The following is a 16,221-nucleotide window of genomic DNA, read 5'->3' as shown; positions in this document are numbered from 1 at the left end:
CTGTCCTTTCTAGAGGGCCGGGTAGGCGTTGCGCATGAGCTCCTGGAACTGAGCGGAGAACCAGTGACCGGAGAGCGGGGCGTCACCCAGCGCGCCGGACATGCTGTTGCCGTTGCGCGGGTTTCCGGTGTACGTCGGGTCGCACATCCGGTCGAAACCCTTGCCCTCGTTGTTCGGGATCTCCTTGCTGGCGCCGTCGGACTCGCCCGGCGGCTTGATCCACACGTAGGCGTCGATGCCCGCTTCCGGCGCGGCCTTCGGGCGCTCACCGAGTCCGGCACCGGACTGGTTGCACCAGTTGCCGAGGTGGATGCGCCGGTCGAGCCTGCCGCCGTTGACGTACGCGTCCGCCGACGTGCGCGGGCCGGGTCCGGTCGGGCGTGCGGCGCCACCCCAGCCGTTGCGGCTGGTGTCGATCAGCATGCCGACCCCGGCGTCGAAGCCCGCCTGGACCGCGCGCTGCCGGAACGCCTGCGCGTAGCCGAGCTCGTCGATGTAGCGGTTCCAGTCGACCCACTTGGCCTTCTCGCGCACCACTTCGCCGTTGATGTTGTCGTCGATCTTGAAGTACAGCTCCTTGAGGATGCCGTAGTTCGCGGTGTTGGCGATGAAGCCGTGCACGTTCGCCTTGGTGCTGCCCTGGGCGTTGGCCGCCTGGAACAACAGCTCGGCCGTCGGCCCGAAGTTGTCGTCCCAGCCCAGCCAGCCGTGGTGGCCGATGTCGAGGTAGTTGTAGACGTTCGGCACCGCGCCGAGCTTGTTGAGCGCGTAGCCGACACCGGTGATGTAGTTGCCGTTGGCCTTCATCACGTCGCACTGCGGCGTGTAGGTCGGCCGCGGCGTGACGTTGGTGATCAGGTTCGGCAGCGAGTCGATCTCGACCACGTTGACGATCCGCAGGTCCTTGTAGGCGGGCCTGGCGAGGATCGCCGCGATCGGGTCGATGTACTCCGTCTTGTACCTGTCGATCTGCGTCGGGCCGAGCTCACCGTTGGACGCGAGCGCCGAACAGTCCCGGCCGGGCAGGTTGTAGATCACCAGCTGGATGACGAGCGGTGAACCCGCCGCCTGGCGCACCGCGTCGTCGAGGTGCGCCGCCAGCCCGCGCGCGCCGGTGGTGCCGGTGATCGCCGCGATCCGGTCCAGCCACACGCCAGTGGGCTGGTTCGCGATCCGGGACCCGCCTGGTTCCGCGGCGGCCTTGGCCGACCAGTCCGCGTTCACGTAGACCTTGGCGCCCGCGTACGGGTTGTCCACGCGGTTGCCGGGATTCGGCGGGTTGCCCGTGGTCGTCGTCGTGGTGACCGTTGTGGTGGTGGTCGTCGAGGTCGGCGGTTGTTGGCCCGTGCAGACCGTGCCGTTCAACGAGAACGACGAAGGATCCACGTTGGTAGAACCGGTGTAGCTGCCGTTGAAGCCGATCTCGGTCGCCGCGCCGGTGCCGAGGTTGCCGTTCCACGACATGCTCGTCGCGGTGACGTTCGCGCCGGACTGCGACCAGTTCGCGCTCCAGCCCTGGGTCACCTTCTGCGTGCCGGGGAAGGCGAACTTCAGCGTCCACGACGTCATGGCGTCGCCGAGGTTGGTGATCTTCACCTTGCCGCCGAAGCCACCACCGCCCCAGTTGGTCGCGGTGTAGTCGACACGGCAGCCGGGTGCGGCGCCGGCGGGAGGCGCGCTCAGCGCGATGCCCGCGGTGGCGACGGCGGTGGCGACCACGACTCCCGTCGCGGCCCACCGCCTTCGACCGTTGAAGGTTCGAAGGAACGACATTGTCCCGGATCTCCTTCTATCAATGGTGTTCGATCTGAACGAACGAGCACGAGCCAGGCGTGCACTCGAGCCGTTTCAGTCCCAGGTGCTCCATGCCGATCGACCCGGTGAGCGCGAAGCCGTCGCCGAACGCGAGGTCCGGATCGCCCCGGACCTCACCGCGTGCCAACGCGTTGCGCCACGCTTCCTCGATCCCCGGCCGCAGCACGATCAGCCCGAGCTGCTCGTAGGGCTGTTTCCGGCACGTGCCCCACTCCACGACGGACGGCAGGTAAACGTCCGCACGCACCGGACCGACGAACGCGGTGAAGTCCTCGCCCTTCCTGACGTCGGCGCACTCGCCGGTGAGCTCGTGCAGCCATGCCGCGATTCCGTCCACGCCCTTGGTGAGGTCCGGTGTGGGCTCGGCGCGCGCGACGAGGAGTGCGCACACGACCGAGCCCACCACCAGGAGGGCGACCAGCACCTGCTTCTGGGCCCTCTTCACCCTGTGGTACAAGCGGAACCGTTGAGCGTGAAGGACGCCGGATCGGTCACCGCACCGGTTGTGCTGACGTTGAAGCCGAAGTTCACCGACCCACCGGCCGGGACGTCGGCGTTGTACGACGCGCCCTTCGCGGTCGCTTTGCCGTTCGCCACGGTGATCGTGGACGACCAGGCCTGGGTGAGCGTCTGCCCGGCCGGGAAGTCCCAGACGAGCTGCCACGCGGAGATCGCGGACGGGCCGCTGTTGGTGATCTTCACGTTGGCCGTGAAGCCGCCGTTCCACGTGCTCGGTTTCGTGTACGCCACCGCACACGTCCCGACGGTCCCGGTTCTCACCGCCACGCTCGGCGAGGCCGGTGAGACGTTGCCCGCGGCGTCCAGGGCGACCACGGTGAGGCTGTAGTCGGTGTTCGGGGTGAGCCCGGTGACCGTCGCGGAGGTGGTGGCCGAGGTCGCCACCACCTGGCTGCCGTTCTGCACGCGGTATCCCGTCACGCCGACGTTGTCCGTGGCCGCCGGCCAGTCGAGCTTCACGGAGTTGCCGGTGATGGCCGACGCGACCGGTGCGCCGGGCGCGGTGGGCGGCTGCGTGTCCGGCACACCGCCGCCGAACTGCACGTCGGAGCAGCTGTAGAAGGCCTCCGGGCTGTCGGAGCGCTGCCACAGCGAGTAGATGATGTGCCTGCCGGACTTGTTGGGCAGCCTGGCCTGCCAGCTGTACTCACCGCTCGCCAGCGGCGGGTTGGTGATCTTGTCGAACGGCACGGGTTCCAGGTCGGACCACTTCAGCGGTTTCGTGACGTCGAAGCCGTCCTTGGTGACGTACTGCTCCCAGGTGCCGGGGTGCGGCGCCCACGCGTTGTACCGGAACGTCACCGTCTGGTTCGCCGTCAGCCTCGTGACCGGCCAGTCGGCGCGGGCGAGGTTGTAGGCGTCGTACTTCGTGGTGGGGCCGCAGAGGTGCCCGTCCGGGATGATCTCCCGGCTCCGCCCGCCGGCGTTGCTGATCAGGTTGCCGAACCAGTCCCACAGCGGCTGCTTGCCGCCCTGGGCGACCGCCGCGACGCACGCCGGGTTGGTGGGCTGGATGTCACCGCCACCGCTGCCGGCCCTGCCGTCCTCGTAGCAGAGGTACGTGCGGCTGCCGGGCCACACCATCGAACCGTGCGCCACCGCGGTACCGCCGGTGTTCACCAGGACCGCGGCCGTGCAGGCGACCACGGTGACGAGCGCTAGTCGTTTCCTCATCTCGGTACTCCTCAGCCGAAGAGTTCGGTGTGCAGGGAGAATGCGGTGGCGATCTCCGCCTGGGCCCAGAACCGGTGGTAGGTGAACTCCGGTGCGGGACCACCGTTCAAATAGGACTGAACTTTCGGCCACTGCGGGTCGTTCTTGAACATCGACCGCATCGATAGGAAGGACGCGCCCTGGGCGATCTGGTCGCCGTTGGGCATCTTCCCGGTCCAGCCCGGTGGCACGTACGGACCTTCACCCGTCGTGGCGTTGTAGACGTCGTCGAACCGGTTGTAGTCCGTGCGGACTTCGGGCGTGGAGATGCCGATGCTGTCCTGGTGCGCCATCAACGCCACGAGAAGCGCTTCACCGGTGGTCTTCGCCTGGGCGTTGCCCGACTTGGCCGCGTAGTTCAGCAGCACCTTGGCGTAGGACGCGGCAACACCGACGTCCTGGTTCTTGTTGACCACCCGCACGTGCAGGTTCGGGTTCGCGCCGGGGTTGGTCGCGTTCCACGTGTCCGGTGAGCCCGTCCACTCCAGGTCCGCGGGAATCTGGAAGTTCGTACCAGTCGTGGTGTTCGCCAGCGCCCAGGTCACCCACTTGTCGAGGATCTTCTTCGCGCGGGCGTCCCCGGTCATCCGGTACAACGCCGCCGTGCGCTCCAGACCCCACACCTGGAAACCGAACCAGCGGTTCGACGGCGGGTCGCGCCACACCGGGTGGGCGTCGTAGAACATGCCGTAGAACGTCGGCGTGCCCGCGGGCGGCGCGGCGTACTGACCCTCCCAGCTGTTCGTGACACCACCGGCCAGTGCACCATCGGCCGACTGCAGCCACTGCAGCAGCTCCAGCTGCCGGCTCAGACTGATGGACCAGTCCTGTTGTCCCGTTGCGGAGAGCGGTTTGAGCGCCGGGACGTTCGACAGCGCGTACGCCGCGAGCGGGTTCTGGTAGCCCTGGTGCGAAGCGCCGTCACCGATGCGCCACGCCCAGCCGGCACTCGTGTCAGTCGCACCACCCCACGCGTAGTACCAGGACATGAGGTAGTGCTCGCTGCTCTTGCCGGTACCCGCGGGGCACGAACTCGGGCTCGTGCAGTTGCCGATCTTCTTGAAGTACTTGTCGAACATGGCATACCGCAGGTAGTCGCCCATCTTCGCGGCCTTGCCGATCTCGCTGGAGATCTGCCCGCCGTTGCCCTGCGCCGTCGCCCACTGCTGAGCCAACAACGCCACCTGCACCACGCGAGCGTCCGCGTCCGGCGCGTTCGTGTACTTCCACTGCTTGGCGTAGGAGGAATCCTTGGTGAACAGGTCCAGGAACCCGTTGGGGCCACCGTGCTTGAACGTGTCGCACGACGGCTGCGGGATGGTCTCCCACACCGACTCCGACGACCCGCGCTGATAGGTGTTGATGTACGCCGGTGCCGTCGTACCGTCACCACACCGACCGAAGCCGTAGGTGTTGTCCACGTCCAGCAGCCAATGCATGCCGTAGATGTCATCCGTGCCGTACGCCGACTTCAGCTCCGACGCGATCGGGTCCTGACCCACCGGGATACTCGAATCCAGCTGGGACGGGTAGCGGTCCATCCGCGGGTGTTCTGGCGCGTAGGTCGCGGGCTTGGACGCGTTGTACTTGTCGTTGGTGGGCTGGTCGGCCTTCGCCGGGATGATGAACTTCTCCATCGACGCCCACGCCGACTTGAACGGCGCCCAGTCACCGGTCACCCGGCCGTAGCTCGCCTCCAGCCACAAGTAGTAGCTGAACGCCTCCGACGTCGTCTGGTGACCGTGATCCGGCGCCTCCACCATCAGCGTCTCCACCGAGTGGTACGGCACCAGCAGATCACCGAACTTGCGGAAATACCCGCTCGCCGGATCCTTGATCTTGTTGTACTGATCCAGGAACGCCTTGCTGAAGTCCGAAGTGGACGACGAGATCTCCCGCACCGCGACCGAGGCAGGGGCATAACCGGTCGCAGTCGCAGTGAAGTTCGCGGTCGCCAGATCACCGCCGTTGTCCGCCGACGTCACCGTCACGGTCTGCTTGGCCGCACTCGAGAACGTCAGTGTTGAAGGCGCCACCGTGAGATCGGTGCTGCCGCCGCTGCGACCGATCATCACGGTGACGGGCTGGGACGGCGCGGTGGCCAGCGACACGTCGAACGTGGCCGTCTGACCCTGCCGCACCGTGAGCGTGCTCGGCGTCGCCACCACGGCGGGCCCGGACAGCACCTTGACCATCGCCGGCGCCGAAGTGGTGGTGGCGCCGCGGTTGTCGTACGCCCTCGCGGTGATCCGGTGATCCCCCGCCGGTGCCGTGGTCCAGCTGCCGCTGAACGGCGCGGAGCTGTCCGTCGCGATCAACGCGTCGCCCGCGTAGAACTCGACCTTGGCGATGGTGCCGTCGGTGTCCTGCGCGGTCGCCGCCAGCGGGATCGTGGCGGGCAGGGTGTAGGTGCCGCCCGTGGCAGGCGCGGTCAGCGCCACGGACGGCGGCTGGTTGGGGCCGGTGCAGGCGACGCCGTTGACGGCGAAGTCGGTCGGCGGCCGGTTCGCGGAACCCTTGCTGCCGTTGAAACCGACCTGCGCCGAGCCGCCGGCCGGGATCGTCCGCGCCCAGTCGGGGTTGGTCACGCTCACCACGGCGCCGGTCTGGCTGAACGTGCCGTTCCAGCCCTGCGTGACCCGTTGGCCGTCGGGGAACGTCCAGGTGAGCTTCCAGCCGTCCAGCGCGTCGCCGTCGTTGCGGATCGTCGCGGTCGCGCCGAAGCCGGTGTTCCACTCGTTGGTGATCTGGTAGGCGACGGTGCACGAGACCGCCGCCGGTGCCGCCATCGCGGGGGCTCCACCGGCTGCCATCACCACCGCAGCCGCCAATGCCACTGTTCGCCGAGTCATGCCGCCGCCCTCTCGGAACTGGGAGCGCTCCCAGATTTCACCGCACTGTAACGTGGGTCACGTGGGCCAACCGGCGGCACTGAAAGTAGTTTCTCGACCACATAGAGCTGCCAACTATGCCTTCTGGCGTACCAGCTGTTAGTCCACACGTTCCTCTTGCAGCCCTCTTACTGCTCTGTTCGAGTGGAATCTCCGGGAACGCTCCCAGGGCGTTGTCAGGCCCTCCCGAGGGCATCTCGCGCATCCAAACAATTCGACGATTTTCGATTCGAACGGCCGTCGAGAATTGACAGGTAACACATCCCGCGCACTACCATCGGGAATTACCGCCGCGCATCCGGAGTAAACGGAGCGCACATGAAGAAACTCGCAGCAATGGTGTTCGTCGCTGCGCTGGCCACAATGCTCGCACCCCAGGCTCAGGCAGCGGGCAGCACGTTCCCCACCCCCACCGGATCGAAACCGGTCAGCGCGACCATCAAAGTGCCTTCAGGCACCTACGACGGTGGCATGAAGCGGTTCTACGGCACGGGCAGCCTCGGGGGCGGCGGCCAGAACGAGGACCAGGACCCGATCTTCCAGCTCGCCGACGGCGCGTCGCTGAAGAACGTGGTGCTGGGCGCGCCCGCCGCGGACGGCGTTCACTGCCTCGGCACGTGCACGCTGACCAACGTGTGGTGGGAGGACGTCGGCGAGGACGCGGCCACCTTCAAGGGCACGTCGTCGTCGAAGACCATGACGATCAACGGTGGTGGCGCGCGCAAGGCGTCCGACAAGGTCTTCCAGCACAACGGGCCCGGCACGATGATCGTCCGCAACTTCCAGGTGGACGACTTCGGCAAGCTCTACCGGTCCTGCGGCAACTGCAAGAAGCAGTACAAGCGCAACGTCGTGCTGGAGAACATCACCGCGTTCGCTCCCGGCAAGGCACTGGTCGGCATCAACACCAACTACGGCGACACCGCACGGCTTTCGAAGATCACGATCGTCGGCGACAGCAGCCGCAAGATCAGCGTCTGCGACAAGTACAAGGGTGTCACGAGCGGTGAGCCGACCAAGATCGGCAGCGGCCCGGACAGCACGAACTGCCTCTACAAAACGTCCGACGTGACCTACCGCTAGCGAAAATGGGCCCCTGATCCCCAGGGGCCCATTTCCTCACCACATTTCGATCCTCACCACATTTCGACGGTGTGCGAACCGATGTGCTCGAAATTCCAGTCATCACCGATTCCCGGTCGCGTCGCGAGCAGCACCTCGCCGTTCTCGTCGAGCGCGTCGGCGATCGAGTTCCGATGCGGCGGCACCTGGTCGAAGTCCACGTGCGGATGCAGCAGGCCGCGTTCGTACCACCGGCCCGCGTCGGTGGCCCCGAGGACGGTCAGGCTGGCGGTGCCGTTGCCGTGGATCTCGCAGTCGAGGTTGAACGACTCCGCGAGGTGCACGATCTTGAGCACCGGCGTAACACCGCCGGAACCCGCCGGGCCCGCCCGCAGGATGTCGCACGCACCGGCGGTGATCCACTCGGCGCGCGTCAGGTGCTTGCCCCACGCCACCTCCGGGCCGATCACCGGGATCGCCAGCTGGTCGGCGAGCCAGCGGTAGGAGCTGATCGACGCCTCCTCCATCGGTTCCTCGAACCAGTAGAAACCCAGCTCCTCCAGCGCTCTGCCCAGCCGCAGCGCGTCGATCCTGGAGTACCAGTGGCTCGCGTCGAGCATCAGCTCCACGTCCGGCCCGACCGCCTCCCGCACGGCCTGGCACGCCTCGATATCACGGGAGACGCTCGGCGCGCCTGGCACCGGCGGCATCCACGTGTGCAGCTTGATCGCCCGATACCCCACCGACACGAGGTGCTTGGCGAAGTCCGCGTAGTCCCCCGGCGTCGCGAGACCATCCGTGTCACCGCACATCGTGCTGGCGTAAGCGGGGATCCGGTCCCGAGCGCCACCGGCGAGCTTCCACGCGGGCAGCCCGGCCTTGCGCGCGACGAGATCCCACAGCGCCGTGTCGACGAACCCGAGCGCCCGGTCGGTGAACCCGCCGCCCGACCCGCGTTGCCGCCGGGCCATCAGCCGCCACAGCCGTTCGCGATCCCACGGGTCCTGCCTGAGCAGCACCGGCCGCACGTGCTTGTCCAGCACCGCGGGCCGCAGGTGATCGGGCTGGATCTGGCAGTACCCGGTCACCCCGTCGGTGTCGGTGATCTCCAGCAACGCCTCGGTGATCTCGTGCTCGGGCGCGGGATGCCGGTGGCCCTCGGGGTCCACGGCCGTGCACGCGGTGGTGGTGAACGTGCGCACGGCCACCCGTTCGATCACTTCCGCTTCTCCCATTCCTGCTGGGCGGTCGTGAGCTTGGCCGCGAGTTCGTCCAGGAACGCCTGCGCGGGCATCTGACCCAGCAACACCTTCTGGTAGAGCGGCTCGGTGTCGGTCTTGGTGATCGACGAGTACTCCGGCAGGTAGACGGGCGCGGGCACGAGCACCGTCGCGGGGTCCTCCAGCACGCCGAGCGCCATCTTCACGGCCGGGTTCTTCTGGATCCACTCGGCACCGCGCACATCGGTGTTGGCGGGGATCTGGCCGACCTTCTCGTTCCAGTACCCGTTGCTCTCGGCCGAGGTCAGGAACTCCACGAACTTCCAGGCCGCGTCGGGGTTCTTGCTGCCCTTGAACACCGCGAAGCCGTCGGTCGGGTTCGGCACGACGGTCCGCTTGCCCGACGGCCCCACCGGCAGCGGCATGGCGCTGACCTTCTCGGCGCCGAGGGCCTTCATGACGTCACCGGTCGAGCCCAGGTTGTGGTGCATCATCGCCACCGTGCCGCCGGTGAACTGGGCGACCATCTGCGTGTAGTTGTTGTTCACGTCGGCTTCCGGCGTGGACTTCTTGTAGATCGCCGCGATCTTGCTGACGAGCTCGGCGTTGCGCGGGTCCGCAACCGTGCTCCTGCCACCGCTGTAGAACTTGTCGACGCCCGAGTAGGAGTAGGCCTCGGCGAGCAGCTGGAAGATCGAGCCCGAACCGCCCCGGATGGTGAAGCCGTACTTGTTGTCAGCCGGCTTGGTCAGCTTCGCGGCGGCCTCGACCAGTTGGTCCCACGTGGACGGAACGGTGATCTTCTGCTCGGCGAACAGGTCCGAGCGGTACCAGATGACGTCGAGGTTGCCCGACGCGGGCGCGGCGTACAGCTTGCCGTCCATCGCCGTCTGCCGCACCGTCTCCAGCAGCCCGGGCAGCAGCTTTCCCTTCAACGGGCCGGATTCCACCCGATCGTCGAGCGGTTCCAGCGCGTCCTGCCCCACGAGGTGCGCGAGGTAGGAGGTCGTGACACCACCGACGTCCGGCGTCGACCCGCCCGCGATGGCCGTGTCGTACTTCTGCTGCACCGACGAGCTCGGCACGCCGACGTACTCGACCTTGACGTCGGGGTTGGCCGCCTCGAACCGTTTGATCAGCTCCTGGTAGATCGGCGTGCGGCCGGGACCGCCGTTGTTGTCCCAGAACGTGATCGTCGTGGGACCGTCCGGTGTGGCCGAACACGCACTCAGCACCAACGCCAGCGCGACGAGCAGTCTTCTCATGTCTCCCTCATCCCTTGACGGCGCCGGCGCTCAGTCCCTGCACCAGGAACCGCTGCACCACGGCGAAAACCAGCACGACCGGCACCGCGGCGACGACTCCGCCCGCCGCAAGTGCCCCGAAGTCGGTGTTGAACTCCCCCAGCGCGTAGCTCAGCCCGACCGGGAGCGTGAACTTGTCCTGCCTGCTCGCGAACATCAGCGCGAACAGGAAGTTGTTCCAGGCGCCGATGAACGCGAACGACCCGACGGCCACCAGTGCCGGACGCAGCTGCGGCAACGTCACCGCGAAGAACGCCCGCAGCCGCGTGCAGCCGTCGACCATCGCGGCCTCTTCGAGCTCGACCGGCACGTTGCGCACGAACCCGCTCATCAGGATCAGCGCCAGCGGCAGCTGGAACGCCGTGTCCGCGATGACCAGGCCGGTGAGGCTGTTGAGCAGCCCGGCGTTCTTGAAGATCACGAACAGCGGGATCAGCATCATCGCGCCGGGGATGAACTGCGTGCACAGCAACGCCAGCAGGAACACCCGCTGGCCGCGGAACCTGAAGCGCGCCAGCGCGTAGCCGCCCATCAGCGCGAACACGGTGACGACGACGAGCGTGCCGATCCCGACGATCAGGCTGTTCTGGAAGAACAAGCCGAAGCCGATGCCGTTCCACACGGTGTCGAAGTGCTCGAACGTGATCGGCCACGGCACCAGCGCGGTCTCCCCCGCCGGCCGGAACGCGAAGACGAGCATCCAGTAGAACGGGATGAGCGTGAACAGCAGATAGAGCACCAACGGCAGGTGCAGGCGGACGAACCGGCTGGGGTCACGATGCTTCTTACGTCGCGGAGGTGCCGGTGGTGGCGACAAAACGGTGGCCGGACGGCTGAGGGTCTGAGTCATGCCCGACTCCCGAACTTGGACATCCTCAGGTAGAGGACCGAGAAGAACAGCAGGATCACGAAGCCGGCCATCGTGAGCGCAGAGCCGTAGCCGAAGTCGTGCGAGTCCACGGCTTTGTGCGCCACGTACAGCGGCAGCGTCGTGGTCTGGTTCGCCGGGCCGCCGCCGGTGAGCGTGTAGATCAGGTCGACGTTGTTGAACTCCCACACCGCGCGCAGCAACGTCGACAGCACGATCGCGTCGCGCAGGTGCGGCAGGGTGACGCTGACGAACCGGCGCCAGCGTCCGGCGCCGTCGACCGCGGCGGCTTCGTACAGGTCGTTGGGGATGGTCTGCAGGTCGGCGAGCAGCAAGATCGCGAAGAACGGCACGCCGCGCCACAGTTCGGCGACCACGGCGGCCGGGAACACCGTCGCCGGGTTGCCGAGCACCGACGTGCCGGGATAGCCGACGCCCCACTGCGCGAGCTGCTGGAAGATCCCCGTGGACGGGTTGTAGAGCAGGATCCAGATGCCCGTGGTGAGCACGCCGGACACCGCCCACGGCGAGAACACCAGCGACCGGGCCATCGCACGGCCGACGAACGTCTCGTTGACGATCAGCGCGAGCACCAGGCCCAGCACCAGCTGCAGGCCGACCTCGACGGCGACCCACTTCGCGCTGAACAGCAGGCTCTGCCAGAACAACGGGTCGTCGAACAGCATCCTGCGGAAGTTCTCGAACCCGATGAAGCCGTTCTTCCAGGGCTGGGTGACGGTGTGCTGGCGGAGGCTGAACCACCCGACCGACGCGATCGGGTAGACCAGGAACGCCGCCATCAGCACTAGTGTCGGAGCGATGAGCGCGTAAGGCGCCCACGTACGGGTCCTCACGCGGGGTTCCACCCGCCCAGATAGGCGCTCTTCGTGTGCCGCTGAGCCTGGTCGTCCGTCAGTTGTGGACGGTCGGGGCCCCTGCCCGCGCCGGGCCCGGTGTTGCGGTACTCCGCGAACCTGGCTTCACGCCACGGGAAGCCGGACATGTCGGTCCACGGCGCCGCCTTGATCGCGGCGGGCAGCACGGTGTCGCGGACGACCACCTGCGCGATCGCGTCCGGGTCACCGCCGGGATGCCACGGCCTGCCGAGGAAGTACGTGCCGGCGGGTGCGTCGCTGCGGATCTGCGAGTTGGTGATCAGGAAGCCGTACGGGTTGCTGCGGGGCGTGCTCGCCGCCGTCACGTAGCCGTTCGGGTCGCCGCCGCGGTTCAGCGCGGTGATCGTCGCCCGTTCGAAGACCGCGGTGGCCCGGCCGAAGAGGAAGTCGACGTCCCCGGTGATCGCGCAGTCGCGGTAGTACTGGCGGGACCGCGTGGTCACGTTCGGGCTGTCGGCGTACAGCGTGTCCTGGTGGCCTTCGAAGTTCACGCGGTCGAAGAACATCCGGTCGCCGGTGGTCTTCACCGCGACGGCCTGGGTGTTCGTGATCTCCGGGTGCTTCTTGCGGTCGAACGAGTTGCGGAACGTCAGGTCGCGGGCCTTGAAGTCGTCGGCGGCGATGGTCGCGGTGGCGCTGCCGGACGTGCCGTAGGTGGTGCCGTCGGGCTTCTTCGTGCCGTTGGCGTTGTCGTAGTCGATCACGACGTCCTGCGCGCGGCCGGTGGCGCCGCGCAGGGTCAGGCCCTTCTTGCTCGCGGGGATCTTGATCACCTCGCGGTACACGCCCTTCGGCAGGGTGATCACGCCACCGGCCGGCGCGGCGTCGATCGCGGACTGGACGGTCGCGAAGCCGTCGCCGACCTCGAGGTGGTACCCGGCCTGGGGTGCTCCCGCCTTGAGGTGCTCGATGCGTGACGCGGGTTCGAGGCCTCGGGTCAACGTGGGCGTCCAGCCAGCATCCGTGCCGAGCCGCTTGTCGGGGAACGCCGAGTTGAAGGCGTCGACCAGGCTGGCTGGCCGGCCGTCGACGAGGTTGCCGGTGTCGGTGATCGCCGTGCCGCCCCAGTTGTAGACGACCTTCTCCGGTTTGATGCCGCGGATGTAGTTGTTCTGCGCGTAGATCTGCGAGTGCACACCGACGCCCCAGCTGTAGGTCTGGGTGCCTTCGTAGAGGTTGTCGTAGACGTGCACCTGGCCGAACCGGACCCGCGGCGCGCGTTCGGCGACGTTGCGGAAGATGTTGTGGTGCACCGAGACCCGCAGCTTCCCCGGATCGGTGGTCGAGGAGTTGGACGAGCCGATCAGCATGGTCTTGCCGTGCTCGGTGAAGACGTTGCGCGACACCGTGACCAGGTCGGCGCCCGAGGTGATGTCGAGCTGGCCGTCGTGCGTCTCGTACGGCCGGCCGAAGTACAACGGGTGGGTGCTGTCGACGTTCGGTTCGTCGGTGAACGTGTTGTGGTCGACCCAGACGTGCTCGGACTTCTGGACCGACACCGAGTCGTAGAGCGAGTTCCAGTTGCCGGGCGCGGCACCCGGGCTGTTGTCGTTCGGGTCCCAGGCGGGGAAGCAGTCGCGGGTGTCGCGGAAGGTCAGGTTGCGCACGATCACGTTGCTGACGCCGTGGATGCGCAGGCTGCCGCCCGTGATGCCGGCGCCGGGGCCCGCGCCGATGATCGTCGTGTCCGAGCCGACGTCGAACCCGATCACCGCCGCCTGGTTGCGCGCGGAGGCCGCCCGTGCGTCTTCGAGCGGGCCTTCCGGTTCGCGGTCACGGCCCCAGACCGCGGGGTCGTAGGCGGCGAGGTACGCGGGAAGCGTGTAGCCACCGGTCTCGTAGTCCTGGCACGCCAACGGTTTCCCGCCGGGTCCGGTGTTCGCCTCGATCACGCCCTTGATCCGGATGATCCGAGGCGCCGGCGCGGCCAGCGCGGCGACGAGCTCGGCACGGGTGTGCACGGTGTGCACGCGGGCGGCGGCCGATCCGCCGGTGGTTCCCGGACCGCTCGAGGCCCACCCGTCCCCGGCGAGCAGCACCTGCCTGGCCGGGTCATGACCGGCGTGCGCGGGGGCGCTCACCAGCCCCGTGCAGGCGCAGGCCAGTACAAGCGCACGTACGAACAATCGCATGGCGCAATACCCTTCGAATGGTTTGTTCATATCCATGAACGCCGTCCACGAGCGTGAACCGGATATTACGAACGAGCGCGCCGGGCGTCAATGAAATGAATGCTTTCGACAATTCGACCCAGAATTCGACGAGAATTCGAGTCGAACCGCTCGAATTGGCCTTCCGAGGCCGCAGCCCGCATGCAAGGTGACATACGCATCACGATCCGATGGACCGTCGAACCGCAGCTCGACGCTCTCACCTGCTCATTCGACACGATTCGACAGCGGAAACGTCGAACGAGACTCATCAGTACCGTATTGACCGCGCGAGGATAGAGGCCTACTTTCCGGCCATTGCCGGGCTCCACGCACCAGCAGCAGTACCGGGGGAAGAATGAGACCCATACCGGCCGTCACGATCATGACGGCGATATTCCTGAGCGCCGGATGTTCCGGAACTCCCGATCCGGCGGTTCCCGCTCCGCCGACCACGCATCACCTCATCGCGCCGCCGACGCTGTCGAACACGCTCACCGTCCAGGGCGTGGAGGACGGCCGCACCGTTCTGCTGTCCGACGGCACCCGCATCCACGTGGCGGGGCTCGCCGCGCCCGAGGAGTGCTGGGCGAAGGCCGCCACCGCGTTCGCCAAGGCGTTTCTGCTCGACAAGCAGGTGAAGGTCGAACCGGGCGATCCCGCCATCGTCGACGAGGCGCCCCTGTGGCTCAACGACGGCACCGAGTACGCGCTGCTCGCCGTCAGCCAGGGCGTGCTGCGCGGCGACTCCCCGCACGATCCGGCGTTCGTGGACGCCGAGGTCGCCGCGACGAAGGCAGGGCTCGGACTCTGGGGCGATCCCTGCCGCGGCCAGCCCACACCGCCCACCAGCACGGCCCCGCCACCCGTCGTCGTCACGATGCCCTCGCCCGTGCCGACGACCACGCCCGCGCCTGTGTTCGGGTGCGCCGTCAGCTACCGCGTCACCTATCGCTGGAACAGCGGCTACAACGCTGACGTGACGATCACCAACACGGGCAACAGGCCGATCTCCGGCTGGACGCTGCGGTGGAAGTTCACCCGTGGTCAGATCGTGACGGACATGTGGAACGCGACGGCCAAGCAGTCCGGCGCCGACGTGAGCGCGACCAACGTGTCGTACACCGCCGACATCCCGGTGGGAGGCAGGCAGGTCGTCGGGTATACCGGAAGGAGCTACGCCGACAATCCCGCCCCGACCGGGTTCTCCCTGAACGACCACCCGTGCCCGGTCCGGTAACGTCCACTTAAGACGGACAGGAACTTCTCGGAGGAGTGCTCTGTGCTGGAGATCAGCGGACTGACGTGGGCGGCGACGATCGGTGTGATCGTGCTGCTGCTGGCGGTCGACCTCGTGCTCGCGGCCTGGCGCCCGCACCGGATCGGCTTCCGCGAGGCCAGTCTGTGGTCGGTGTTCTACATCCTCGTCGCCATCGGGTTCGGCGTGTGGTTCGCCAGCGCCCACGGCGGCGGGTTCGGCGCGGAGTACTTCGCCGGGTACATCGTCGAGAAGAGCCTCTCGGTCGACAACCTGTTCGTCTTCGTGATCATCATGACGACGTTCCTGGTGCCCGAGGAGCACCAGCACAAGGTGCTGACGTTCGGCATCGTGCTGGCGCTGATCATGCGCGGCATCTTCATCGCGGTCGGCGCGACGCTGCTGTCGTTGTTCTCGTTCATGTTCCTGCTGTTCGGCCTGCTGCTGATCTTCACCGCTGTGCAGCTGTTCCGGCACCGCGACGAGGACCCCGACGTCGAGAACAACATCGTCGTGAAGACCGCCCGCAAACTCCTGCCCGTCACCGACGACTACGTCGGCGGCAAGATCTTCACGCGCCTCGACGGCCGCCGCATGGCCACTCCCCTGTTCGTCGTGCTGGTGGCCATCGGCGGCGTCGACCTGCTGTTCGCGCTCGACTCGATCCCCGCGGTGTTCGGCGTCACCGAGGAGCCGTACATCGTGTTCACCGCCAACGCGTTCGCGCTGCTCGGCCTGCGCGCGTTGTTCTTCCTCGTCAAGGGCCTGCTCGACCGGCTCGTGTACCTGTCGGCCGGTCTCGCGATCATCCTGGCGTTCATCGGCGTCAAGCTGATCCTGCACTGGGGCCACGTCGACATCTCCGCGTCGATCCCCGAGGTGCCGACGCCGCTCAGCCTCGGCGTGATCATCGCGATCCTGGTGATCGTGACCGTCGCCAGCCTCGTCAAGACCCGCAACGACCCATCGGCCAAGGCGCACCCCGGTTCGTTGCGCGGGCATCAGGAATCGCCTGAGTCCGAGTGA

Annotated in this window: 12 protein-coding genes; 3 read left to right on the top strand and 9 right to left on the bottom strand. The window is 67.3% G+C overall.

The annotated features are described in order from the left end of the window. Positions 1-9: 9 nt before the first annotated feature. From ABZ345_RS01405 to ABZ345_RS01390, 4 genes are read right to left on the bottom strand one after another with little or no spacing between them, the layout of a single operon-like run. Positions 10-1,773 (bottom strand): glycoside hydrolase family 6 protein, encoded by a 1,764-nt coding sequence (locus tag ABZ345_RS01405; protein ID WP_359841732.1) that lies wholly within the window; start codon positions 1,771-1,773, stop codon positions 10-12. Positions 1,774-1,792: 19 nt separating this feature from the next. Next, positions 1,793-2,260, bottom strand: coding sequence for a hypothetical protein (locus ABZ345_RS01400; protein ID WP_359841731.1), 468 nt, complete (start codon positions 2,258-2,260; stop codon positions 1,793-1,795). Further along, on the bottom strand, positions 2,257-3,507 hold the full coding sequence (locus ABZ345_RS01395) for a lytic polysaccharide monooxygenase (protein ID WP_359841730.1): 1,251 nt from the start codon (positions 3,505-3,507) through the stop codon (positions 2,257-2,259). The genes ABZ345_RS01400 and ABZ345_RS01395 overlap by 4 nt, the downstream gene beginning before the upstream one ends. Positions 3,508-3,518: 11 nt before the next feature. Then, a complete protein-coding gene (locus ABZ345_RS01390; RefSeq protein ID WP_359841728.1) occupies positions 3,519-6,398 on the bottom strand; it encodes a glycoside hydrolase family 48 protein in 2,880 nt (959 codons plus the stop codon). Positions 6,399-6,755: 357 nt separating this feature from the next. Between ABZ345_RS01390 and ABZ345_RS01385 the strand changes: the two genes are divergently transcribed. Further along, positions 6,756-7,520 (top strand): pectate lyase, encoded by a 765-nt coding sequence (locus tag ABZ345_RS01385; protein WP_359841726.1) that lies wholly within the window; start codon positions 6,756-6,758, stop codon positions 7,518-7,520. A 53-nt stretch (positions 7,521-7,573) separates the two neighbouring features. On the opposite strand, the gene ABZ345_RS01380 is transcribed toward ABZ345_RS01385, so the two are convergent. Genes ABZ345_RS01380 through ABZ345_RS01360 form a run of 5 tightly spaced genes read right to left on the bottom strand, consistent with a single transcriptional unit; the run spans position 7,574 to position 13,919 of the window. After that, on the bottom strand, positions 7,574-8,719 hold the full coding sequence (locus ABZ345_RS01380; RefSeq protein WP_359841725.1) for an enolase C-terminal domain-like protein: 1,146 nt from the start codon (positions 8,717-8,719) through the stop codon (positions 7,574-7,576). After that, on the bottom strand, positions 8,716-9,984 hold the full coding sequence (locus ABZ345_RS01375) for a sugar ABC transporter substrate-binding protein (protein ID WP_359841723.1): 1,269 nt from the start codon (positions 9,982-9,984) through the stop codon (positions 8,716-8,718). The genes ABZ345_RS01380 and ABZ345_RS01375 overlap by 4 nt, the downstream gene beginning before the upstream one ends. 7 nt (positions 9,985-9,991) lie before the next feature. Further along, positions 9,992-10,873: a carbohydrate ABC transporter permease gene (locus ABZ345_RS01370; protein ID WP_359841722.1), complete on the bottom strand. Its 882-nt coding sequence runs from the start codon at positions 10,871-10,873 to the stop codon at positions 9,992-9,994. Continuing rightward, positions 10,870-11,745, bottom strand: a complete 876-nt coding sequence (locus ABZ345_RS01365) for a sugar ABC transporter permease (protein WP_359841720.1) — start codon at positions 11,743-11,745, stop codon at positions 10,870-10,872. Before ABZ345_RS01365 ends, ABZ345_RS01370 begins: the two co-directional genes overlap by 4 nt. Then, positions 11,742-13,919 carry a pectinesterase family protein gene (locus ABZ345_RS01360; protein ID WP_359841718.1) on the bottom strand — a complete coding sequence of 726 codons (2,178 nt, stop codon included), beginning with the start codon at positions 13,917-13,919 and terminating at the stop codon, positions 11,742-11,744. The genes ABZ345_RS01365 and ABZ345_RS01360 overlap by 4 nt, the downstream gene beginning before the upstream one ends. A gap of 376 nt (positions 13,920-14,295) precedes the next feature. Between ABZ345_RS01360 and ABZ345_RS01355 the strand changes: the two genes are divergently transcribed. Both ABZ345_RS01355 and ABZ345_RS01350 read left to right on the top strand, forming a co-directional pair. Further along, positions 14,296-15,177 carry a cellulose binding domain-containing protein gene (locus ABZ345_RS01355; RefSeq protein WP_359841716.1) on the top strand — a complete coding sequence of 294 codons (882 nt, stop codon included), beginning with the start codon at positions 14,296-14,298 and terminating at the stop codon, positions 15,175-15,177. A gap of 42 nt (positions 15,178-15,219) precedes the next feature. After that, complete coding sequence (locus ABZ345_RS01350; protein ID WP_359841714.1) at positions 15,220-16,221, top strand: TerC/Alx family metal homeostasis membrane protein; 1,002 nt, start codon at positions 15,220-15,222, stop codon at positions 16,219-16,221.

This window comes from Lentzea sp. NPDC005914 (assembly GCF_040629405.1).
Lineage (GTDB): Bacteria > Actinomycetota > Actinomycetes > Mycobacteriales > Pseudonocardiaceae > Lentzea.
This window is presented reverse-complemented; position numbering and strand designations above follow the sequence as displayed.

Bases quoted from the DNA above. Each gene is read 5' to 3' on its own strand.
- ABZ345_RS01405 (WP_359841732.1), bottom strand. From the start codon at position 1,773: ATGTCGTTCCTTCGAACCTTCAACGGTCGAAGGCGGTGGGCCGCGACG.
- ABZ345_RS01395 (WP_359841730.1), bottom strand. From the start codon at position 3,507: ATGAGGAAACGACTAGCGCTCGTCACCGTGGTCGCCTGCACGGCCGCG.
- ABZ345_RS01390 (WP_359841728.1), bottom strand. From the start codon at position 6,398: ATGACTCGGCGAACAGTGGCATTGGCGGCTGCGGTGGTGATGGCAGCC.
- ABZ345_RS01385 (WP_359841726.1), top strand. From the start codon at position 6,756: ATGAAGAAACTCGCAGCAATGGTGTTCGTCGCTGCGCTGGCCACAATG.
- ABZ345_RS01375 (WP_359841723.1), bottom strand. From the start codon at position 9,984: ATGAGAAGACTGCTCGTCGCGCTGGCGTTGGTGCTGAGTGCGTGTTCG.
- ABZ345_RS01370 (WP_359841722.1), bottom strand. From the start codon at position 10,873: ATGACTCAGACCCTCAGCCGTCCGGCCACCGTTTTGTCGCCACCACCG.
- ABZ345_RS01360 (WP_359841718.1), bottom strand. From the start codon at position 13,919: ATGCGATTGTTCGTACGTGCGCTTGTACTGGCCTGCGCCTGCACGGGG.
- ABZ345_RS01355 (WP_359841716.1), top strand. From the start codon at position 14,296: ATGAGACCCATACCGGCCGTCACGATCATGACGGCGATATTCCTGAGC.